We start from the raw sequence: 23,126 nt of genomic DNA on the forward strand, positions 1-23,126 counted from the left end.
TTTTGAAAAAGCCTTACACAGTATATCCCCCCATACGTCTCCCCGCCTTGTTCCATCCGTCCCATTATCCCTCTCTGCCCCATCAAAATTCTCATCCGGCCCGACCGACTTTGCAAAAGAGCCACACTTGAAAGCTCATTCGGCCCGACCGAGAAGCCCGAAGAGGCCCTTTTACAAGCCCATTTGGGCCGAACGACACTCCAAGGCAGTAGAGGACTAAAAAAGGGAAACGCTCTCGCGCTTCCCTTGCCAATGCAAAGATACGATGGAATCGGCTGAAAACCAAATCAGAGAAGAAACATGTTTACATTCCGACAGACCGCCCATGCTGAGTGGGGAGGCCGTTTGCTTTGTGTTGGAATGGTCGGGGTAGCTTTTCATCTATATTAGGTATTGTTTCGTACATAAATATTCGCTACCTTTGTACTGAGCAAAAGAACTTCCTTTTTCGGCAACGGTACACCGTCAAAGTGGCCTGCCACGATAGCGTAAAGGGGAAAACTGCGTTTTGTGGACTTTCCCTTCACCTGCCATCAATGCGGCCATTGGGAGAAAAATTTTGCCCTACCTACAACTTGTTAGCAAGAAGTTGGTAGCAACAAATGAGTAGCCGGCAGACTTGAGGAGTCGACAACAAGTAGGGCGGTGAACGAAGTAAAAAAGAAACAAGTATGAAACAAAAAACGAGAAAAAATCAATCAGTCCTTGTCAAGACCCTTTTGTTGTTGGTCTGTCTGGGACTGTCATCGGTAGGTCGGGCCGAAGATTCGGGCCGGGACAAGACCGATGCCAATGTCGTGGGACATGTCGTGAACCGGAAAACGCAGGAGCACCTGCCGCGCATCGGCGTGTTTGTCGTGGGCACACTCATCAAGACGGCCACCGATGCCACAGGCCACTATTTGCTGAAAGACTTGCCCGAGGGGCGGCTCTCCATTGAGGTGCGGGCCACGGGTTATCGGTCGCAGCGCCGGGAGGTGACCATCGTGAAGGGCAAGACGGCGGAAGTGAATTTTGAAGTGGATGAAGACGAGGTGGCGCTCGACGAGGTGGTAGTCTCTGCCAACCGCAACCAAACGTTGCGCAGGGAGTCGCCGGCAGTGGTGAATGTTCTGGATACAAAACTCTTTGAATCTACCCATTCCACCTGCCTGGCCCAAGGGCTCAACTTCCAACCCGGAGTGCGCACGGAAGACAACTGCCAGAACTGCGGTTTCACGCAGGTGCGCATCAACGGACTCGACGGGCACTATTCGCAGGTGCTCATTGATTCGCGCCCCGTGTTCTCGGCCCTGCAAGGCGTCTACGGACTGGAGCAGATTCCGGCCAACATGATTGAACGCGTGGAAGTGGTGCGCGGGGGCGGTTCGGCCCTCTACGGCGCATCGGCCATCGGCGGCACCATCAACATTATCACCAAGGAGCCTACGGGCAACTCGGCTGAGGTGGGCCACTCACTGATGTCGATAGGAGGCAAGAGCCGGTTTGACAACAATACCACGGTGAATGCTTCCGTCGTCACGGAAAACAACAAGGCCGGTCTCTATGTCTACGGGCAAAACCGCTACCGGGCGGGCTACGACCACGACGGCGACGGCTACACCGAGATGCCCAACCTGCACAATCAGACCATTGGCCTGAACTCCTATCTGCGGTTGACCGATTACTCCAAACTCTCGCTGCAATATCACGGGCTGAGCGAGTATCGCCGGGGCGGAAACATGCTGCATGTGCCGGCCCACGAAGCCAACATCGCCGAGCAGCTCGACCACACTATCCATGGCGGTGGACTGAACTATGACCTCTATACGCCCAATGAGCGGAATCATCTCTCGGCCTATTATTCTTTCGAGAATGTGCATCGCAAGAGCTACTACGGTGGCACGGGCGACGGTTCTGCCGAGAGTGTGGAGGCGGCCCGCAAGGCTTACAGTCGCACGGAAGACCTCAGCATGATAGTGGGGGCACAGTTTGTGCATGATTTCACCCGCCTGCTTTTCATGCCCGCCAACTTCACCGTGGGCGCGGAATATAGCTACGACGGGCTGAAAGACCGCTCCCTGGGCTACGACTACAGCATGAGCCAGCACGTGCGCATCTCAAGTGCCTATCTGCAAAACGAGTGGAAGAACGCGCGGTGGGGCCTGCTCGTGGGCGGACGGCTCGACAAGCACAATCTCATCAGCCATGTTATCTTCTCACCACGCGTCAACCTGCGGTACAATCCCGTGCCCGATGTCAACTTACGGTTGGTCTATGCCGGTGGTTTCCGGGCCCCTCAAGCGTTTGACGAAGACCTGCACACCACCGTGGCCGGCGGCGAGCGCGTGGTGACGCGGCTGGCCAAAGGGCTGAAAGAGGAGAAGTCGCACAGCTTGAGCCTCTCGGCCGACCTGTACAGGCGTTTCGGCAGCGTACAGACCAACTTGCTCGTGGAGGGCTTCTACACCCGGTTGAACAATGTGTTTGCTGAAAGACGGTTGGATGAAAAAGACGAGTTCGGCAACGGCATCAGTGAACGCTACAACGCCAATGCCGCCAATGTGTGGGGCATTAACGTGGAAGGCAAGGCCGCCTTTACCTCATGGTTCAGTCTGCAGGGCGGCATCACGTGGCAGAAGAGCCTCTATCGCGATGCCGTGGAGTGGGACGAGAAGGCTCCGGCAGAAAGAAAAATGCTGCGCACGCCCAATTTCTACGGATATTTCACAGCCAATGTCACCCCACTGCGCCATCTCACAGCTTCGCTCTCGGGCAACTACACGGGCAAGATGCTGGTGCCACACGTGGCCGGTTCGGGTGTCGACAAACCGGTGGCGGTGCATACGCCGACTTTCTTCACGCTCAATCTCAAGTTGGCCTACACCTTCACGGTCTATGACATGGTAAGACTGGAGGTGAATGGCGGCATACAAAACCTCACCAATGCTTTCCAAAAAGACTTCGACAAGGGCTGGAACCGCGATGCCGACTACATCTACGGCCCTTCGCTTCCCCGCAGTTTCTTTGTGGGAATAAAGGTGGCGTATTGAGTTATGGTTGACAAGTAAACGAGTTATAGTTGACAAGTAGACGAGTAGGCCGGTAAACAAGTTGTTTGCTTTGCTCCCATAGAATCTTCATATCCTATATGACAAACAACTTGTTTACCGGCCTACTTGTCTACTTGCCAACTTTCCCGACTGCCATCTTCCTGTCCCCGTGGATGTAGATGCCGCCGATGGTGGGGCGGGCGGGGAGTCGCATGCCCGTCAGGGAATACCAGTGGTTGTCAGGTATTGGCTGTTTGAGGGCCGAAACGGTGGCGATACCGTTGCTTGTTCCGGCAAAAGTCTTCAGTTCAGAGAGAGCGGAGGTGGCACGGCCCGTGGTGTTGTCGAAGAGCGAAGCATTGTACCAGTGTTCCGTCACGTTGTCTACACCCCACGTGAGACCGCACTCATTGGCTTCCATGAACCACCAGAAGAGGCCCGTCACGCGTTCGTGAGTGTTGAGCAGGGCAATGAGATCGCGGGTGAAAGCCCGTTGTCCGGCATCTGTGAGAGGGTAGGTGGCGGTGTAGTTGTAGTCACCTCCCATGGCATATTTATAGGAATAACCCGTTTCCACGAGCATGATGTCCTTTTCCGGATGTTGTTTTTCGAGCAGTGACACGGCCCCGTCGAGTTCACCCAAGGCCCCGTGGAAGTAGGGATAGTAGCTGAGGCCGATGATGTCGTAGTCGATGGCGTAGCCCTGCATCTTGTTGTAGAAGTTGGCAAGGGCCGCATAGCCGGCATTATCTTTCTGGAGGGAGGTGTTGGCCGAGACGCGTTCGGTGTGCAGAATGATTTTGGCAGCGGGGCACACTTCCCGGCAGGCGGCTGTAGCCCGGCGAAGCAGGGCAGCGAAACGATCCCAGTTGGCGGCAGGGGAGGAGGGATAGCAATACTTGGCATTGCCGGCATCAGTTCCCCAGTCCATGCCATAACTGATTTCGTTGCCCGTCTGTATGAAGTCGGGGGCGGCCCCGGCCTTGGTCAGTGTGGTGAGTGCGTGCTTGGTGTAGTTGTAAATCGAGTCTTGCAGGTCGCTCTCTGAGAGTCCGGCCCAAGCCTTGGGCAGCCACTGTTTGGCAGGGTCGGCCCACGAGTCGGAGTAGTGGAAGTCGAGCATCAGTTTCATTCCGGCCTCCTTGATGCGCTTAGCCAGCCGGGTGACGTAGGCAAGGTCTTGCCTCACACCTTCCCCCTTTTCGGTCGTTGAGGCGTTGGCGGGCGTGTGGAACAGCCGCACGCGCATGGCGTTCATGCCTTCAGCTTTGAAGAAAGCGAGTGGGTCTGCAATGGCATTTCCGCCGTGGTCGTAATACTTCGCCCCGTTTTCCACGTAGGAAGGGAGCAAGGAGATGTCGCCGCCCACGTATTTTTGGGCCTGCATCTGCAAGAAGATAAAGAGTGCCGAGAGAAGGAGCACCGGTTTTAGTTGATAGGAATGTAGCATGTTGATATTGGTTTGTGTCGGGTGCAAAGGTAAGACTTTCATTTCATATAAACGAAAAAGAGCAGACACTTTTTGGATGTGTCTGCTCTTCTTGGCTTTTAGGGCGTTTTCGGTTGCGGCGGGCGTTATCTCACGACCGTCTTCTTACCGTTGTGAATGTATATTCCGGGAACGGAAGGCCGGCCGGCGAGCTTCATACCCTGCAACGTGTAGTAGGCATTGTCGGCCCGCTTCACGGCATTGTCGGCCATAGTCCCGTCGATGCCTGTCGTGATGTTTGAGGTGATGTCGGCCACGGTAAACTTGCCGTTGACCTCTCCTGCCAACTCATAGTAGCGGTCGTCGCTGATGGGACCGATGTCGACAGTCTGCTTCTTGCCGTTGCCTTGGCCGAAGATGATGTTGAACGTGTAGTTGGAGGCATTGATGTCGAATGTCCGGTAATACCACTTTGCGCCTTTGATCGTCTTTGTGTCGGTCACGGTCTTGCCCGGCCATGAGCCGTTGAGAGTGCCCTTGCTGTCCCAAGCGTAGAAATATACAGCCGACCAACCCGGGTCTTTGAAATAGACCGTGGCCGTGTGGGCCTCGAAAGGCTTGATGGTGTATTCCCGGGTGACGATGCCCGACACGCTGCCGTTCTTCAACAAGCCCACTGTCAGTGTGCAGGAAGAAGTGATATTGACTGTCTGGCCCGATGCCACCGAGGGGCTGCTTGCCGTGGGCGTGCTGCCGTCGGTGGTGTAGACGAGCTTGGTGCCGCCGGTGGCCGAAACGGCCGAGAGCTTCACGGGGATGGTGGTCTCGTAAGTGCCCGAAGACTTGTCGGCAAAGGCCGTTTCGAGAGAGTTGTCAAGCAGGTAGGCATAGTGATAGCCGCTGAGCACATTGGTGTAGCCGCCAAGAGCCGAAGAGGCCCCTGCCTTATTGCCCAGGCACACCAGCAGTTTGCCTTTGGTGCCCGTCACGGTGTTACGATAGAGCGTAGAGCCGGGAGAAATGTTCGTGTAGGTGCTCGTGTTGGTGATGCCCGCAGCGCGGCGAACGTCGATCATCGACTTGATTTCGCTCTTGTAGGCTTTCCAGTGGGGCAGGAACACGCAGGGCGTTCCCGGCATGGCGAGCAGATAGGCGTTGGCGGCGAGCGTGTCTTTGCGGATGGGGTCGAGCTGTTCGGAGGCACTGCGATATTGCGTGTCGTGGTTTTCCACAAACGTCACGGCCCACTGACGGTAGCCGGCATCATGCACCAGATTGTTAGTGCTGTTGAGTTTGCTCCAGTCGTTGGCGTTGATGGCATCGCGCACATTGTAGCGGAACTGAAAGTCGAAGGCCGCGCTCTTCTTGCCCGTGGCGTTGATCCAGTTCTTGATGGTGCTGTTGCTGTCCCAGCATTCGCCCACGGAGTAGGCCACGCCGGCCGCATCATTGTAGTCGGCCACGTGGCTGCCGTTGAAACCTTTCACCATGTCGTAGCGGAAACCGGTATAGCCGAGGTCGTCTACGAGATATTTCACGTAGGCCTTGATCACCTTTTGCACGTTCTCGCTCTTGTGGTCGAGGTCGCGGCATCCGCTCCAGCCCTCGCCCTCGTCGTTGTTGCCGCTGAGCGAATAGCCGTTGGCCGTGGCCCATGTTTTGGTTTGTCCGCCATCGTCGTTGGCCACGATGTCGGTGGAGTGCATTTGGTAGGTCACACCATTATAGGTCTCGGCAGGATAGTCCACCCACGATCCGCCGACTCCGAGATTGTTGCGATGGTTCACCACCACATCGGCCACGATGCCCGTACCTTTATTCTTGAAGGCCTTGATCATGGAGCGCAGTTGCGCTTCCGTGCCGAAGCTTGAGTTCTGGTTGAAATAATACACGGGCGTGTAACCCATCACGTTGTGCGAAGTGTTGCAGTTGCCGCTTTGCGGAACCCATATCAGGTTGAAGTATTGCGACAGTTCGTCGGCCTGGCTCTCGAGGTTGCTCCACTGCGTGTCCACGTATGAGTCCCACGAGAAACCTTGCAGCATCACGCCGCCATAGTTAGACGGCCAACCTTGGGCCATCATGGAGACGGTCGCAACGAGTGCGATAATGGTTGAATAGAATCTTTTCATGTTGGTCAGTATTTGCTAATAAATTCCGGTTTACGGCCGTAAAGTTACGCTTTTATTTCCGAATATGCCTCCAAGTTGATTTAAATCAACTGTTAAACAGAAATGCAAACGATTGCATTGTGTCGTGGCAATCCATACGGTTGCAGCAGAACAACCTTTACAAAAGCACCTCCGGAAAAACTCGCCAAATAGAATGGGAAAGCGGTCTCGCAAGGCCGAAAAAGTCATTCCGATTTCCCGTTTGGCCCCTTCGAGTTTGCAAAAGGGCTACACTTGGAGGCTCAAAGGGCCACAGTTGCACGTCAACTGTGGCCCTTTTGCAAGCCCGAAGAGCCCGTTTCAGACCGGTTTTCGGGCATTATGAAATGTCTGTAAAATTCAAACTCCTGATTGTCAGTGCCTTAAAAGTGCCACCAAATTTGCTCATTTGCAACCGACGACCTGTCCGGTGGCAAATGAGCAAAACTCAGGGGCTGAATCCGGACAAATAGTTTGACAAAACGCCTTGACTGAGAATTTGTCCCTCTTTATCCGCTGTTTTCGATTATGTCCCGTCCCTCTTTTTTCACTTCACTGTCCACTCGAAGAGTCCGCAGGAGAATTTCTCGGGTTGCTTCACATGGAGGCGCACGGCATTCGCAGTCACAGGAGTGAAATTGACCGTGCAGGCACTGCCCTTCTTCACGGGATAGCCGTCAGCTTCGGGAACGGACAACCACTTGCCGTCGGCTGTCCGGTATTCGATATTCCACGACTCGGGCACCTTGCAGCCGCCCCACGGCTGGTCGTCGTACCAATAGACGGTGGCACTCTCTATGCGTTTAGGCTCCGGGAAGGTGTAGCTCACCCACTCCGTTGTGCCCTGTTTGGGCCACCAGTGGAAGTAGGGGATGGAACGGTCGTTCCCGTCGGCCGGCACAAGACCGTCGTTGACACTGCGCAGGGCCGGTGAGGGAGACGAGGAGGCGACCTCAGCTGTTGAGGCTAAGGTGGCAGGCATGGCCGGTCGGGCGGCCTTGACATCCTGCGGAAGCCACACCTTCATGTTGCCGCTGCCGCGGTGGCACCATGCAAAATAGGGGATGAGGTGCAGCGTCACCGGCCTGACGGTCAGCTCACCCTGCTCGTTGTAGGCCAACGTTTGTGCTTGGGTGGCAAGCGTGGTGAGTCGGCGGTCTTTATATAAAGTGAGTTTCGATTTCAGGGAGTCGGCTATGAAAGCATCGTAGGAGAGTTGTCCTTCGGTGAATCCGGGATGTTGGTTGAGCAGCACGCCCGTGAGGTCGAAGTCGTTGTCAGGCCATTCGGCGCAATAGACGATAGGCCCCCGTTCGATGCTCACCTGTCCGCGGTCGGCCGTCACTTGGTTGTCGGCCTTCACCGTGCGCACCTCCATGTCGAAGTGTATGCTCACCCGGTCGCCTTTCTTCCACTTCCGGACGATGGTGCAATAGCCGTCGGGCGAGAAGTTGATGTCGGTGGCGGTGAGCCTTCGGCCGTTCACGGCGATGGTGTAGCCCGTGCGCTTGCCGTCGGAATACTCATACAGGTCCGACGGGACCGGCTGCCCCTTCACCCATCCCGGGATGCGTATTTTCAGTGCAAAGGCCCCCGCGCGGTTCTCGTCCACCGTCAGCGCGATGTCGCCGTTCCACGGATATTGCGTCTGTTGCGACAAAGCCACGCGCTTGCCGGCCACCTCCAGCGAGGCGGAGTTGCTCAAAAAGAGGTTGACATAGACATTGCGGTCTTTCACCGCATATACATAGCCCGGCAACGAGGGCAGGAACCGGCAGATGTTGGACGGACAGCAAGCGCAGCCAAACCATGCCTGCCGCTGGTGCTGGCCGCGGCTTTCGAGCGGATTGGGATAGAAGAAGCCTCCGCCATCCATCGACACGCCGCTGATGAGGCCGTTGTAGAGTGTGCGTTCGAGCACGTCGAAGTATTTGCTCTCGCCGTGAAGCAGGAAGAGCCGGTAGTTGACATACACGTTGCCGATGGCCGCACAGGTCTCGGCATAGGCACTCATGTTGGGCAGTTCGTAGTCGGCCCCGAAAGCCTCGCCGTTGTTGGTGGCCCCGATGCCCCCCGTGATGTAGAGTTTGCGGCCCACGATGTTGTTCCAGATGCGGTCGATGGCGTGTATGTAGGCCGTGTCGCCCGTGAGCGCGGCCACATCGGCCATGCCGGCATACATGTAGGCCGCGCGCACGGCATGGCCCACAGCCTCCGACTGTTCGAGCACGGGCAGATGGCTCTGTGAATATTCCTGTCTGATGGCTGTCTTGCCCCGATAGTCGAGGAAGAACTTGGCCTCGTCGAGATACTTCCGGTTGCCTGTGACAAGATAGAGCTTGCAGAGTGCCATCTCAGCTATCTGGTGTCCCGGCACCACGCAGGCCTGTCCCGGCTTAGGCCCCACTTCGCGCACCACACAGTCGGCGTAGCGCGTGGCTATGTCGAGAAACTTGCGCGAGCCCGTGGCCTGATAGTGGGCGATGGCCCCTTCCACCATGTGCCCGAGGTTGTAGAGTTCGTGGCTCAAGTCCTCTTCCTTGCTCCACCGCTTGTCGCCCGCCCACTCGTGGGGATGCTTTGGATTCTGCGTGCGCGAGGTGTAGAGATAGCCGTCGGGCTCCTGCGCCGCCCCGATGATGGATAGCACGCTGTCGATGTAGGCCACAAGACGTTTGTCAGGATAGGTTTGCAGGATGTAGCTTGCCCCCTCAATAGTCTTGTAGGGATCGGTGTCGTCGAAGCTCAGTCCGCCCACGGGGAAGGTCTTGAACGGGTCTTTGAGGTGGATGGCCGCATGTTCGAAGTTGGCATAGCGCCCCGTCTCCTCGCATTTCTCAAACGCCAGCGGGACGGTCACCCTGCGGCTTGTCTCCAACCGCTGTCCCCAGAAACTGTTGTTCCACACCTTCACCGATGTGAAAGGCACCGGCGTGATGGGATAGCCCGCCGTGGGGGCATTGGCGGCATGGGCCGACCATAGTGTCGTGGCCGCAAGGGCCGTGATGAAGAGTTGTCTTTTCATGTTGCGATGTCGATTTATGTAAGTTGCTGTTGGTCAGTTGTTGTCGTCCGTCACAGGGCGGTAGGGCAGGCATCCCACAGGCGTAGCGCGTGGAGATAGCCCGTGAAGGGCCATTCTCCCTCGTTGTTGAGCCCGAGGCGTAGTCGTTGCGAGGGCTTCACGAGCAGGCGGATGTCCTTTTGGCTCACAATGTGGCCGTTGATGCGCACCTCTTCGATGTGTCCGTCAAAGCAGATGTAGACATGCTGCCACCGGCCGGCCCACTGCCCGGCTTGCCTGCTCCCCACGTCTTCATACCATCCGTAGTGGTTGAGCAGTCCGCAGCGGGGCTCGGTGCCGTTGACCAGCATGATTTTTTCCAGTTCGTCGTGACTTGTGGTGAAGTCGGCCACACATTCGTTCTCCTGCATTTCCGGGTTCAGAATCCACGCTTCGAGTGTGTAGGGTGTGTTGTCGCGCAAGGTGGCAGGCATGGCAAAGGTGGAGTTGTAGACCTCCGAGCCTGTGAAGCGGAACGCTTTGCGCCCCTCCCGGCATTCGACGGTGCAGGCCGCTCCGGCCGGTTCGAGCCATCCGCCGATGCCGTGGTTGGCGATGATGTGGGCAGTGTCGCCCTCGGCGAAGTCATCGGCGCGAAGGTCTACCACCGGTCCGAGCCTTTGGGTCTCGGCAGGTGGCAGACGGAGAATGTCGGTCGTGGCGTCGAAAGCCGTCTCCTGCGGGTGTTGCAGCCGGTTGTAGTAGCGCACGTTGGTGATGAAAAGTGTGTCTGCACCGGCCGAAATCTGTAGCCGTCCCTCCTTGAGTTGCAGGTGTTTGTCGCCCTCTTTGGCCTGTCGCCATGAGCCGTCGGCGGAAAGGATGGAGGCTGTGAGCGTGTGCGGCCGATGGGGTGAGAGCAAGGCGTGGGTCAGTGTGAGTGTGGTGCCGGGCTCCAAGGCGAGGGCCTCTTTTCCCGCGGTGCGCCGTGCCCGCGCCTTCCCTGCTGTCAGAATAAAAGCCCCGGCGAGCATACCCTCGTTGTTTTCCCACGAGCGGCCGTTCCAGTCGGCCCCCGTCAGACCCACCCACTGTTGCGGAGCCCAGTCTTCGTTGTCTCCGTAGACCTTGATATTCCATACGCCACCGCCGAAACCGACTTTCTGTCCGCCCGTGAACGTGAGCCTCACATAGCGTGCCCGCACCTCTCCGAAGTCGGCCATCGGACTGCCGGCGAGTCGGTTCTTCCGTTTGTCGGCAAAGAGTTGCCATCGGCGGCCGTCGGTGGAAGTCTCGATGAAGTAGCGGTAATACTGCGTGGCATATTCAAACTGCGTCATCACCGTCTTTATCTTGACGCTCTTTCCCAAGTCTATCTCGAGCCACTCCTCCCCGAGCGAAGCCGGCCGCCAGAGTGTTCCATTGTTGTCATCCACGGCATAGTCGGCCCGGAAGTCAGCCCCATAGCTTGACGAAGCCCTCACGCGGGCCTCGAAAGCCAGATTGGGGTCGTGGGTCACGGGCCTCCCCAGTGCCCCGATACCGTCGTGGGTGGGAGTGACTTCGGCGATGGATCCGTCGGGGTTGAATGTCAGGCGGTCGATGCAGAGCTGCCGGTGGAACCCCCGGGTGGAGTGGGGATTGTCGTGGCGGTGGTAGACGATGTAGTAGTCGTCGCCCTCCTGCAAGACGCTGTGGTGTCCGGGACCATGCACGGTGCTGTCGGCATTGGTGCGCAGAATGGTGCCCCGATAGGTATAAGGGCCCAGCGGACGGTCGGCGGTGGCATACTGCACATGATAGGTGGCGTCGTGGCAGCTTGCCGAGGAGTACATCAGATAGTAGATGCCGTTGCGTTTCATCACGAACGGAGCCTCAAAGAAGTCGGTGATTTCCGTATTGGGGATGAGCCGTGTCTCTGCAAAACTCTTCATGTCGGCATTCAGTCGGCCCGCCCCACAGCCGAATCCCTTGTAGATGCCCCATGTGCCCCAGTACATGTAGACCTCGCCATCATCGTCGGTGAAGGTCTGTCCGTCGAGCGTGATGGCGTTTTTCACGAATCGGTCGGGCACAAGCACGGCCTCGCTCTCGCCGAGAATGTTGCGCCACGGGCCCCGCGGCGTGTCGCTCACGCCCATGTAGAGGTTGCAGGGCTGGCAATAGACCATGTAGTAGCGGCCGTCGCGGCTGCTGCGCATCACGTCCGGGGCCCATATCCAGTGGCTGTCGGGCCAGTTCATGGGCAGGAGGGTCCAGTTGAGAAAGTCCTTGCTCGTCCAGCACTGCGCCGGGCCGAAGCCCGCCCCGCAGCCGTCGGTGGTGGCATATATATAATAGGTGTCGCCAAACTTCTTCACCGTGGGGTCGGCAAAGTAGCCCGGAACAAACGGGTTGAGGGCTCCGGGAGTGTTGTAGGCCTTCTGCCCTGAAGTGAGGGTTGGGGGCAGGAGCAACATGGCGGAGACGATCAGAAATTTGAAGTTCATGGCAGGATGGTCTTGTTATGTGCGGCAAAGATACGGATAATAGGCAAGAGGCGATGCAAAAATAGTCTCTACTGATGGAAAAATCGTCCAGAAAGGGCTCTTCAGCCTCCTTTTGGACAATTTTTCTATCTTGATGGACGATATTTGCAGTGGGTTTGCAAATAATCAGTTTACTTTGCCCCCGGTTGCCGGATGTGTTCCCCAACCGAATCGAAACAATCAAACCAACTCACAGCATTGAATGCCATGAACAGAACAGTCCTATTGCTTATAGGTATTACACTTGTGGGGACAGCCTCTTTTGCTTCAGGTCATGCCCATAAGAGTGTGCCCCGCACCACGGCCTCCATTGTCGAGGTACCCTTTACGGCCGTCCATCTGAACGACATCTTTTGGAGCCCACGCATAGAGATCAACCGCACGGTGTCCATTCCCTCCGCCTTCCGCGAATGCGAGAAGAACGGTCGGTTTGACAATTTCGCCATTGCGGCCGGTCTCATGAAGGGCGAGCACCGCGGCGACTTCTCGTTCGACGACACCGATCCCTACAAGGTGATAGAGGGGGCAAGCTATTCGTTGGCCGTGCACTACGATGCCCGGCTCGACCATTATCTCGACTCCGTGATACATCTCATAGCCGCGGCGCAGGAGCCCGACGGCTATCTCACCACCTGCGTCACCAACAAGTGCAAGCGTCTCTCGGGCTGGTGGGGATCCCGGCGGTGGGAAAAAATCAACAGTCACGAGCTCTACAACAGCGGTCACATGATAGAATCGGCCGTGGCCCACTACAAGGCCACGGGCAAACGAACTTTTCTCAACGTGGCCATCAAGAATGCCGATCTCATCTGCAACACCTTCGGGCCGGGCGAGGGACAGATACACCGCCCCTCGGGGCACCCCATCGTGGAGATGGCCCTCTGCAAATTATATAAGGTGACGGGCTCTCGCCGCTATCTCGACATGGCCCGCTACTTTGTCGAGGAGACCGGTCGCGGCACCGACGGCCACCGGCTGAGCGAATACAGTCAGGACCATAAGCCCATCCTCCGCCAACAGGAGATTGTGGGCCACGCCGTGCGCGCGGGCTATCTCTACAGTGGCGTGGCCGATGTGGCGGCCTTGACAGGCGACACGGCCTACTTTCATGCGCTCGAACGTCTTTGGAACAACATGGCCGGCAAAAAGCTCTTCATCACCGGAGGCATGGGGAGCCGTGCGCAGGGCGAAGGATTTGGTCCCGACTATGAACTCAACAACATGACAGCCTATCAGGAGACGTGTGCCTCGATAGCCAATGTGTTTTGGAACTATCGTATGTTTCTGGCCACGGGTGAGGGCAAGTATGTCGATGTTTATGAGCGCGCACTCTACAATGGGGTGCTGAGCGGTGTCAGTCTGTCGGGAGACAAGTTCTTCTACGACAACCCTTTGGAGAGCATGGGGCAGCACGAGCGGCAGCACTGGTTTGGCTGCGCCTGCTGTCCGGGCAACGTGACGCGCTTCGTGGCCAGTGTGCCGCAATATCAGTATGCCGTGCGGGGGAGTGACATCTACGTCAATCTGTATATCCAAGGCACGGCCGACGTGAACGGTGTAAGGCTCGCGCAGCAGACCCGCTATCCCTGGGACGGCGACATCACCGTCACCGTAGACCCGAAGCGAAGCCGGCGTTTCGCTCTCCGTTTCCGCATTCCGGGCTGGGCGGGGGCGTGCCCCGTGGGGACAAACCTCTATCATTTTGCCGACAGCAGCCGCCCGTTCACCGTCAAGGTCAATGGCAGGAAGATAGCCGGTGAACCGGTCGACGGATACATGGTCATCGATCGCCGGTGGATGCGGGGAGACCGGGTGGAAATCAGCCTGCCGATGGAGGTGCGCCGGGTGGCGGCCAACGACAATGTGGAGGACGATCGCGGCAAGTATGCCTTGGAGCGTGGCCCCATCGTCTATTGTCTGGAAGGGCGTGACCAAGCCCACTCCACCGTGTTCGACAAATCTGTTCGCCTTGATGCCCCCATCCGCGCCGACTATCGGGCCGACAAACTCAACGGCATCGTGGAACTCAGCGGTGAGGCCGAAGAGGTGGAAGCCGACGGGAGCGTGCGCCCGGTGGCATTCAAGGCCATCCCCTACAGCACGTGGAACAACCGCGGCAGCGACGAAATGGAGGTGTGGATACCCGGCAGTCCGGCCTACGCCCATGTGAAGCCGCAGCCCACCATCGCCTCGCGGGCCAAGACTTTGTTCTTCCGCAGTGCCATTCAGAAAGACGCACCCGAGACTGCCGCCGTGGAGGGGGAGGCATGGGGAGTGAACGACCAGTGGGAACCCCGCCGCAGCTCCGACATCTCCAAGCCTTATCACTATTGGTGGCTGAAGCAGGGCACGGAGGAAAGTATCGCCTACGAGTTTGACAAACCCGAGACCGTGAGCAACGTGCAGGTCTATTGGCTCGACTTCGACCACTACGACGGCGACTTCCGCGTGCCCGCGAGTTGGCGTCTCTTCTACAAGACTGATGACGGAAACTGGAAGGAAGTGGACGGGCATTCGGCCTACGGATGTGCGCGCGACCGCTACAACAGCGTGGACTTCAAGCCCGTGTCCACCACCGGACTCAAGATACTGGCCAAACTGCAACAGGGCAAGAGCGGCGGTGTCATCGAGTGGAAAGTGAACAAATAAACCCTGTCACCAGCCCCGATGCCGAATGAAAGGAAATCAAACGTTGTGGTGCAGGGCTCTTGCACCATCCGTGCAGAGGCCATGCACCATCGGTGCAACAGCCAAGCGCGGGGCGTGCAAGAGCCATGCACCGCGATGTCGGCAGGCCAAAGGCTGTGGCAGTATCGTATGTGGAACAAATAAAATAAACTATAACTATCAACCAAAAATGTCAATCATGAAAAGAACACAGTATTTCATGGGCTTTGCACAAGGCCGCGCCTTGGTGCAAGCCACAGCGTGTTTGCTTCTGACTGCCGGCATGGCCTTACCTGCCCGTGCAGCGGAAATGACGGTGGAGAGCAGCTCGGCCATGACCGTGCAACAGACTCCGATAACGATTAGAGGAACGGTGAAAGACGCACTCGGCGACCCGATCATCGGCGCAAGCGTCGTGGAGAAAGGCACCGGCAACGGCACCGTGACCGACATTGACGGCAATTACACCCTGCGGGTGAACCGCTCGGCCACCATTGTCGTCTCCTACGTGGGGTTTGCCACGCAGGAAATCCCTGCCTCACAAGCCGGCAACATCACGTTGAGGGAAGATCTTAAGTCGCTCAACGAAGTGGTGGTCATCGGCTACGGCACCCAACGCAAGGGCGACGTGACGTCGGCCATCACCAGTGTGAAGGCCGAAGACTTCTCGCAAGGCAACATCAAGGATGCCGGCGACTTGATCAAAGGAAAGGTGGCCGGCCTCACCATCAGCAATGGCAGCGGCGACCCGAGTGTGGCTTCGAGCATACGGTTGCGTGGCGTTATATCTTTGGAAGGAGGTAATACGCCGCTGGTATTGGTGGATGGTATTGAAGGCAGTTTAAGTACGGTGGCTCCAGAAGATATTGAAAGTGTTGATGTCTTGAAAGATGCTTCTGCCGCAGCGATTTACGGCACTCGCGGTGCTGCCGGTGTAATTATCATCACCACCAAAAGCGGCCGTCGTGAAGCAAATACGGTTGTAAACTATTCTGGCTATGTGTCCCTTTCTGCATTCGGAAAGAAACTCGATATGATGGATGGGACAGATGTGCGCAACGGACTCACACAGTTTCAGGACAAAGGTTATGACACTGATTGGCTTGATGCCGTGAGTCGTACAGCCTTCACACACAATCATAACATCATGCTAAGTGGTGGCAACAAGAAAACTTCTTATAATGCTGATTTCACTTTCCGTAATCAACAAGGGGTGTTCATCAAAACCTATGCCAAGGAGATGCGATTCAATGGCGGCTTGTCGCATTGGTTCTTTGATGATAAGATAAAGGTATCACTCAACCTTGTGAAGCGTTGGCATGAGAATGGGCCTGTGGATGCAGCTTCCACTCAAGTGTATAGACAGGCCATCATGCGGAATCCTACAGAGCCAATCTATAGAGATGATGGCAGCTATTATGAGAACATGTCTATCAATTATTACATGAATCCGATAGCATTGCTTAAGGAGCACACGGGGGAATACAAAACTGAGTCGACCCGCCTAACCGGCAACATTACCGTTGAGCCTATTAAGGGATGGCAGACCAATCTGATGCTTTCCACTAATCAAGACAATGCACATGATAAGGGATATTATACTTCAAGGCATTATGACCAAGTAATCAACTACCATACGGGATATGCCTATCATAGTTATTCTTATGGTAAGCATGACAACCTTGAACTTACATCCACTTATAAGCATCAATTTGGAGACCATCGCTTGGAGGCGTTGGCCGGATATAGCTACCAATATAATATGTATGAAGGCTTCAATGCCAACAATACAGATTTTATGAGTGACTTCTATCAAGAGAACAATCTCGGACTGGGACAGTTTCTCAAACTTGGAAAGGCAGGCATGGGCAGTTACAAGAATGACAACAAACTTGTAGGCTTCTTCGGTCGTGTGAGCTATGGTTATGCCGACCGTTACAACGCGCTGATCAGCATTCGCCGTGAAGGCTCATCCAAGTTTGGCGAAAATCATAAATGGGGTACATTCCCCTCCGCATCGTTGGGCTGGACTATTAGCAACGAAGAGTTTATGCAGTCAGTTAAGTGGCTTAATAACCTGAAGCTGCGTGCCGGCTTCGGTGTGACCGGTGTCATTCCGGGGGATTCTTATCAGTCGCTCACCCGTTGGGAATTGGGCAATCCTTATTACTACGATAAAGGACAGTGGCTGCAAGGACTCAACATCGGTTCGAATCCTAATCCTGATTTGAAATGGGAGAAGTCGACGGAATTCAACTTTGGTGTGGATTGGAGCGTGTTGCACGATCGGTTGTCGGGTTCAATAGATTTCTACCACAAGAAGACCGTGGATATGCTATGGTGGTATGATGTACCCGCCCCTCCTAACTTGTACAATAGAACATTGGCCAATGTGGGACAAATGCGTAACATGGGTGTGGAAATAGCCGTCAACGCCATACCAGTGCGCACGAAAGACTTTGAATGGAAAACTACGGTGACGCTGGCACACAACGCCACCAAACTGCTCAGTCTCTCCAACGGTCTGTATGAAACGGCCAACGAACATGATGTAGCGGGACTTGGCGAGCCCATCTCTCTGTCTACCCAGCGTCTTGAGGTTGGTAAACCGCTCGGTCAGTGGTATGGAATGAAAAGCGTAGGCGTATCTGAAAATGGGCTCTGGCTGATTGAAAACAAGGAGACGGGTGAAGCCGAAGAATTTAAGGACAACATGCTTACCGATGGAAAATACAAGCAGTATCTTGGCAATGCCATCCCCAAGGTTAATCTTGGCTGGAGCAATACATTCCGCTATAAAGGCTTTGACCTGAATATGCAATTCACCGGACAGTTTGGCTTTAAGATTCTCAATGAGGCTCGGGCCTACTATGAGAACAACGCCGTGGTCTACAACCGTCTTAAAGCTGCCGCTGACAGACAATATGGACAATATGTGTTGTCACCTGCACAGAAACAGACCTTTGTGAGCTACTATCTGGAGAACGGCGACTTTCTGAAACTCTCCAATCTGACACTTGGTTACACAGTGCCGCTTAAAGCCAATAAGTATGTGAACAACATCTACGTTTACTTCTCTGCCGACAACCTATTTACCATCACCGGTTACACAGGTCTCGATCCAGAACTCTCCAATGGAGACCCGCTGAGTTCCGGCATTGACTGGCGCGACAAGTATCCCTCTATCCGCACATTTACCCTCGGAGCAAAACTAACATTCTAAAAAGAAAAATCATGAAAGCAAATATCAATAAACTGTTTCTCTCGGCTGTGGTGGGAGCCTGCTGCTTTGTACTGGCCGGGTGTACCAATCTCGACGAAACGCTCTATGACACGATTTCAACCGAGAAGCATGAGTTTTCCAAAACCGAGCTTGAGCATACCATTGCACCCGTTTATAGTAGTCTGCGCACGGTCTATTGGGGCTGGTTCGGCTTGTCGGATATTATGGACATGAGCTCTGACGTGTGGGGTGTACCGTCTCGTATCGGTATCGGCTGGGGAGACTTATATGTTTCCATGCATAAGCATGAGCTCAACTCTGAGATGGGCTTCTTTCAGGTGAACTGGGATAACAATTATGCCGGTGTGAACGCTTGTAACAAGATTCTTGCCAATGAGGCTGTTGCGTCCAGTGAAGAGATTGTTGCACAGGTAAGGGCTTACCGTGCTTTATACTATTATAATCTCTTCAACCTCTACCGTAATATCCCTCTTGATACAACCTATGTACATGAGAAAGGATGGCTTCCTGAGCAAGCTGACCCGCAGCTCGTGTTCAGTTGGATAGAGCGTGAACTGAAGGCCGTAGCCGATTTTTGTCCCTCCAAAGTGGAGATGGGAAAAATAAACACGTATGCTGCCCACATGGTGCTGGCCAAACTTTATTTGAATCACAATGCATGGTTTAAGGACGATAGCGACAAGTCGTGGTACAGCAAGTGTATTGATGAACTCGACAAGGTGATGGCTGGCCCGTTCGTACTTGCCTCCAGTTACAATGACAATTTTATGGAGGACATCTCCACCTCAAAGGAAATCATCTTCGGCATACCATTGGAGAATAAGTATGCTGGGGGTAACTACATGGCCAATTTGTGGATTCACAATGCCGGTCGCTCACGCTGGAACTTCTCGGGCTGGGCTACAGGCGGAGGCATCGTATTTCCCCAGTTCTTGGACATCTATGAGGAAGGCGATACACGCTTTGAGAACACATGGACAGGCGGACAACAATATGCACAGGATGGCAGTCCTATCACCGTTGACGGCGAACCACTTATCTATACCCGTGAACTTCACAGCATTGACAATCCCGGTTGCTATCCATTTGAGAGCTATCGACTGATAAAATATGAAATCAAGAGTGGAGACTTTGGTACAAGTTATGACGATGTGCCATATTTCCGGCTGGCCGATGCCTATATGATGAAAGCTGAGTGTCTTTTACGTCTCGGACAGAATGAGCAATTGGCTGCCGAGCTCGTGACACAGGTGCGTGCCCGCAATTTCAAGGCCAACCCTGAAAAGGCCACTATCACCGCTGCCCAACTGAAAGATGGCAGCAAGTATAATTATGGACATCGGGAGAATCAAGGAAAACTCGGAGAAGAGGACAAGTGGATTATTCGTGAGGAAGGGGGATCAGACATCGAACTGGGCGGATTGCTTGATGAGTTGGCCAAGGAGTTTGTTTGTGAGGCTCATCGTCGCGATGACATTATTCGCTTCACTATCAAGGGTACCAATCAGAATGTTTACAATGGCAAGTCATGGTTTTGTAAGGATGCCGTAGCTGATAAAAATGACCGTCACATGGATATTTTCCCCATACCTAAGAGTGCGCTTGACGGTAATCCTAAGTTAAAACAAAATCCGGGTTATGATGGAAATTAAAGTTTAACAAGAATCAAAACTGTTGTTATTATGAAAAGACATATATTATATATGATGGTTGCTTGCATACCCTTTGTGTTTGGCGCATGCAGCACCGACCCGGAAGATGCTTCCGAAAAGCATGTATATGGCCCCAACGAGACGGTATATCTGCGTACGGATGCTAAGGCAAACATTCCTCTGAAATTGGAGTTCCGTAAGGGAAAGATAGCTCCCAAGACCATTAGCTTGAAAGACTATGCGGAACAGATACAGACCAATATCGGCATGACCGTAGACGATATGATTGCCGGATTGGAAAGTGGAAGAGTCGTATTCTATAATATCTCGGCAGCCAAAGGGGTGTGGAACAAGACTGCCCCCAACAAGGGAACAGCGGGATGGTATTACAACATGGCCGGCAATGTGTCCGACACGGCACAAGTGGCCTCTGTAGAACTGGATAAGACGGGCAAGGCCTTGCTTGTGGAAATGCCGGAGAATGTGGCTGCCGGCGTGAGCCTTACGGTCAATTTGGGCTTTGCCGTCGACAACGGGCGTGACTATGACAAGTATGTCCGGTTTGTAATGGATATTGCAGTGTCTGATCCGGGTACGGTATTGCGCGATGTCAGCATCCCCGCCGGAGACTACAGTGCCTATGAACTCACTTTCAGTTCCATCGAACCTGTCATTAAGGCATGTTTTGGAATGTCGGCAACAGAGTTCAATAAGGCAGTGCAAGAAACCTCCGGTGATGTGGCCATGTATGTTGTCAGCGACGACGGAACGTGGGATAAGACTTCCGCTTATACGGCCAATGGCATCGGCTACTGGTGTACAGCTGCCGGAACCGTGACCAAATATGGTGATAACTGTGCGTTCTTCCTTGAGACCCACGATGGCTCCGTGGGCATCGGACGCTACGTGAAGCAGGAGACGGGCACCAAGTTTAAGGCGCATTTCGTTTACGCCAGCAAGTCGGAACCGAGCAAGTTCATGGAGTTTGTGCTCAACATCACGCTTGAATAGACCAATATATTCATTTTATAACCTTGACATGAAAAGACTATCACAACTTTTGAGCAAGGGCGCAATCATTGCGCTCTTGGCTCTCTCGGCAGTGGCTTGCAGCGAAGATAACGTCATTGCAGGCAACATCACCATTGCCGAAAGCGAACTGAACAAAACCATTGCATGGAACGAGGTGGAATCTTCCATTGCTTTTACGGCGAATGACAATTGGACGGCTGTCGTTTCCGAGGTTTCCACGCGAGCTGCCGACACCAAACTCAGTTGGCTCACGCTGACAGTTGCTTCCGGCGATGCAGGCGAAGTGAAGATGCCTTTCGTTGTGACGAAAAACGACGACGAGCATTATCGCGAGGCCCGAATCACCGTCAAGTGTGGCGAGAAGACTTCAGTCATCACTGTGCATCAGGAAGCCAATCCCGATGCCGTACACACGATGGACAAGTCCCAGATTCCCGACTACGACCGGTTCTACTGTCCAGGTACATGGAACGACGGCTTTGAGAAAGGGCCGGAGGGCATGTTGCGTTCCGATGCCAAGTGGTCGTGGTGGCGTTATAAGTCGAGTGAGCACTTCTTCGTGTTTTGGGAGCCCGGTTTTGGAGCCGATCCCAATGCCGAAACGGTGCCCGAGGCCCTGCGTGTGGATGTGGACGACCTGTTGCAAAAGGCCGAGCAGTTCTATAAAACCAATATCGAGAAGCTCGGTATGGCTACGGTGGGCGAGGGCAAATCGGTGCTCGATAAGTACAAGATGGAGATATTCCTGCTCTATCAGACCGAGTGGTTGGCCACGGGGTCGGGCTATGACGACATGATTGGTGCCCTTTGGGTGAATCCCAGCACCTGCAAGCCCGTGGGTTCCACCATTGCCCATGAGATAGGACACAGTTTCCAGTATCAGACTTCGGCCGACCAGCTCTTTACAGGAGTGGTGAAACCGATGGAGAACGGCATCGTGCCGGTAGGCTTCCGCTATGGCAACGGCGAGGGTGGCACCGGCGGCAATGCCTTCTGGGAGCAGTGTGCGCAGTGGCAGTCTTTCCAAGACTATCCGCAGGAGGCATTCACGCAGGATGCCAACGTGCAGGTATGGCTCAAAAATCATCATCGCAATGTGTGTCATGAGTGGCACCGCTATGCCAGCTACTGGTTCCCTTATTACTACACCGAGAAGCATGGCTACAAGGCATACAGCCGCCTGTGGAAAGAGTCGAAATATCCCGAAGATGCCGTGGAGGCCTATTGCCGGCTCTATTGCGGTAACAGTCTTGATGCGCTCTATAAAGATATGTACGACTATTCGGCCCGTTGCGCCAACTACGACTTCAAGGCCGTGCACCAATATGTCACCGAGGCGGCCCTCAACCACGGCACCAAACTCTTCCGCAACGGCGACTACTATCAGGTGGCCTACGAGAGTTGTCCGGGTTCCACGGGCTTCAATCTCATTCCGCTCAACGTTCCGGCCGCCGGCACAGTTGTGAAAGCCTCTCTCCGGGGGCTTGCTCCCGGTTCGGCGCTTGCTCCGGGTGACCCGGGAACTGTGGTAGATGGCGACGGCAAGGTGAAGGGAAACACCACTTCCTACAACACGCAGGCTAATACGGCCGAGAGTTTCCGTTTCGGCTATGTGGCCATTGACAAAAATGACAAGAGCCACTATGGCACCATGCAGAGCGGCAAGGACGGTGAAGCCACCATGAAAGTGCCCGACGGTACGGTGAAACTTTACTTCCTTGTGCTTGGTGCGCCCGATGTTTATCACCGCCAAGTGTGGGACGATGACGAGCGCAATGACGAACAGTGGCCCTACAAAGTGAAGTTTGAGGGCACCGACCTCCTCGGCAATGTGATTATTCCGGCCGGCGACCCCACCGACGTGACCGTGCACCACAGTGTGACTCTCGATGCTTCCGCTGCCGACTACGTATTGGGCACACTCAATCTCCTCACCTCCGGCGACATGGGCAAGATAGCCCGGGCCTTTAAGTTGCAGCCCTCGCAGATAGCTTCGGCCACGCTGGCTGCCGGGTCGGTGCCTGCCGATGGGCCTGCCGACGGGCAAGTGGCCATTGCGCTGACCAATCCCGATGGCACATTGAGCTATGCCTATTCGGCCAATGGCACCGGTTTTTGGATAGCTGCCGACGGCACGGCAAGTTCGTGGGGTTCGAGTCCGGTCTACTTTGAGTACAACTACACGGGCTATAGCCTTGCCTACGGGCACAAGCCCGGGACCTCGGTAACGGGAACCACCTACACCATCCGGCCGACAATGGTCTATAATAAAGGTGGAAAACTCTATCGTGCAGTCATTGAATTGAAGATGAAGTTCTGATGAGAGGTGTACAGACCGCGGATGCTCCGGCGATTGTCGGAGTGCCGCGGTCTTTTTGGTATCCATCG

At 54.9% G+C, this 23,126-nt stretch carries 10 protein-coding genes; 6 read left to right on the plus strand and 4 right to left on the minus strand.

What is annotated here, in order from left to right; all coding sequences use genetic code 11:
* The first annotated feature begins 671 nt into the window (after nt 1-671).
* The gene (locus tag HMPREF6485_RS04475; protein ID WP_004344984.1) at nt 672-3,032 is read left to right on the plus strand and encodes a TonB-dependent receptor; all 2,361 of its coding nucleotides are present in this window, start codon (nt 672-674) and stop codon (nt 3,030-3,032) included.
* Nucleotides 3,033-3,162: 130 nt separating this feature from the next.
* On the opposite strand, the gene HMPREF6485_RS04480 is transcribed toward HMPREF6485_RS04475, so the two are convergent.
* The 4 genes from HMPREF6485_RS04480 to HMPREF6485_RS04495 all read right to left on the minus strand — a co-directional run bounded on the left by HMPREF6485_RS04480 (nt 3,163) and on the right by HMPREF6485_RS04495 (nt 12,104).
* Nucleotides 3,163-4,482, minus strand: coding sequence for a glycosyl hydrolase 53 family protein (locus tag HMPREF6485_RS04480; RefSeq protein WP_082231297.1), 1,320 nt, complete (start codon nt 4,480-4,482; stop codon nt 3,163-3,165).
* Nucleotides 4,483-4,607: 125 nt separating this feature from the next.
* Nucleotides 4,608-6,593, minus strand: coding sequence for an alpha-amylase family glycosyl hydrolase (locus HMPREF6485_RS04485; RefSeq protein WP_004344986.1), 1,986 nt, complete (start codon nt 6,591-6,593; stop codon nt 4,608-4,610).
* A gap of 565 nt (nt 6,594-7,158) precedes the next feature.
* The gene (locus HMPREF6485_RS04490) at nt 7,159-9,636 is read right to left on the minus strand and encodes a glycoside hydrolase family 127 protein (protein WP_004344987.1); all 2,478 of its coding nucleotides are present in this window, start codon (nt 9,634-9,636) and stop codon (nt 7,159-7,161) included.
* A gap of 50 nt (nt 9,637-9,686) precedes the next feature.
* A complete protein-coding gene (locus tag HMPREF6485_RS04495) occupies nt 9,687-12,104 on the minus strand; it encodes a family 43 glycosylhydrolase (RefSeq protein WP_004344989.1) in 2,418 nt (805 codons plus the stop codon).
* 246 nt (nt 12,105-12,350) lie between these two features.
* Here HMPREF6485_RS04495 and HMPREF6485_RS04500 point away from each other — a divergent pair, with 246 nt between their 5' ends.
* The 5 genes from HMPREF6485_RS04500 (at nt 12,351) to HMPREF6485_RS04520 (ending at nt 23,058) form a co-directional block, all read left to right on the plus strand.
* Entirely contained in the window at nt 12,351-14,792 is a 2,442-nt protein-coding gene (locus HMPREF6485_RS04500; RefSeq protein WP_004344990.1) for a glycoside hydrolase family 127 protein, read from the plus strand.
* Nucleotides 14,793-15,000: 208 nt separating this feature from the next.
* Nucleotides 15,001-18,033: a SusC/RagA family TonB-linked outer membrane protein gene (locus HMPREF6485_RS04505; protein ID WP_004344992.1), complete on the plus strand. Its 3,033-nt coding sequence runs from the start codon at nt 15,001-15,003 to the stop codon at nt 18,031-18,033.
* Nucleotides 18,034-18,044: 11 nt separating this feature from the next.
* Nucleotides 18,045-19,706 carry a RagB/SusD family nutrient uptake outer membrane protein gene (locus HMPREF6485_RS04510; RefSeq protein WP_004344993.1) on the plus strand — a complete coding sequence of 554 codons (1,662 nt, stop codon included), beginning with the start codon at nt 18,045-18,047 and terminating at the stop codon, nt 19,704-19,706.
* A gap of 30 nt (nt 19,707-19,736) precedes the next feature.
* Nucleotides 19,737-20,717 carry a DUF4859 domain-containing protein gene (locus HMPREF6485_RS04515; RefSeq protein ID WP_004344994.1) on the plus strand — a complete coding sequence of 327 codons (981 nt, stop codon included), beginning with the start codon at nt 19,737-19,739 and terminating at the stop codon, nt 20,715-20,717.
* Nucleotides 20,718-20,745: 28 nt separating this feature from the next.
* Nucleotides 20,746-23,058 carry a DUF6055 domain-containing protein gene (locus HMPREF6485_RS04520; protein ID WP_004344995.1) on the plus strand — a complete coding sequence of 771 codons (2,313 nt, stop codon included), beginning with the start codon at nt 20,746-20,748 and terminating at the stop codon, nt 23,056-23,058.
* Nucleotides 23,059-23,126: the final 68 nt, after the last annotated feature.

Origin of the sequence: Segatella buccae ATCC 33574 (genome assembly GCF_000184945.1) — a bacterium.
In the GTDB taxonomy this organism is placed as follows: domain Bacteria; phylum Bacteroidota; class Bacteroidia; order Bacteroidales; family Bacteroidaceae; genus Prevotella; species Prevotella buccae.

Excerpts from the sequence above, each read along its gene's own strand:
- HMPREF6485_RS04505 (WP_004344992.1), top strand. The coding sequence starts at position 15,001 with ATGTCAATCATGAAAAGAACACAGTATTTCATGGGCTTTGCACAAGGC.
- HMPREF6485_RS04495 (WP_004344989.1), bottom strand. The coding sequence starts at position 12,104 with ATGAACTTCAAATTTCTGATCGTCTCCGCCATGTTGCTCCTGCCCCCA.
- HMPREF6485_RS04480 (WP_082231297.1), bottom strand. The coding sequence starts at position 4,482 with ATGCTACATTCCTATCAACTAAAACCGGTGCTCCTTCTCTCGGCACTC.
- HMPREF6485_RS04500 (WP_004344990.1), top strand. The coding sequence starts at position 12,351 with ATGAACAGAACAGTCCTATTGCTTATAGGTATTACACTTGTGGGGACA.
- HMPREF6485_RS04490 (WP_004344987.1), bottom strand. The coding sequence starts at position 9,636 with ATGAAAAGACAACTCTTCATCACGGCCCTTGCGGCCACGACACTATGG.
- HMPREF6485_RS04515 (WP_004344994.1), top strand. The coding sequence starts at position 19,737 with ATGAAAAGACATATATTATATATGATGGTTGCTTGCATACCCTTTGTG.
- HMPREF6485_RS04485 (WP_004344986.1), bottom strand. The coding sequence starts at position 6,593 with ATGAAAAGATTCTATTCAACCATTATCGCACTCGTTGCGACCGTCTCC.
- HMPREF6485_RS04475 (WP_004344984.1), top strand. The coding sequence starts at position 672 with ATGAAACAAAAAACGAGAAAAAATCAATCAGTCCTTGTCAAGACCCTT.
- HMPREF6485_RS04510 (WP_004344993.1), top strand. The coding sequence starts at position 18,045 with ATGAAAGCAAATATCAATAAACTGTTTCTCTCGGCTGTGGTGGGAGCC.
- HMPREF6485_RS04520 (WP_004344995.1), top strand. The coding sequence starts at position 20,746 with ATGAAAAGACTATCACAACTTTTGAGCAAGGGCGCAATCATTGCGCTC.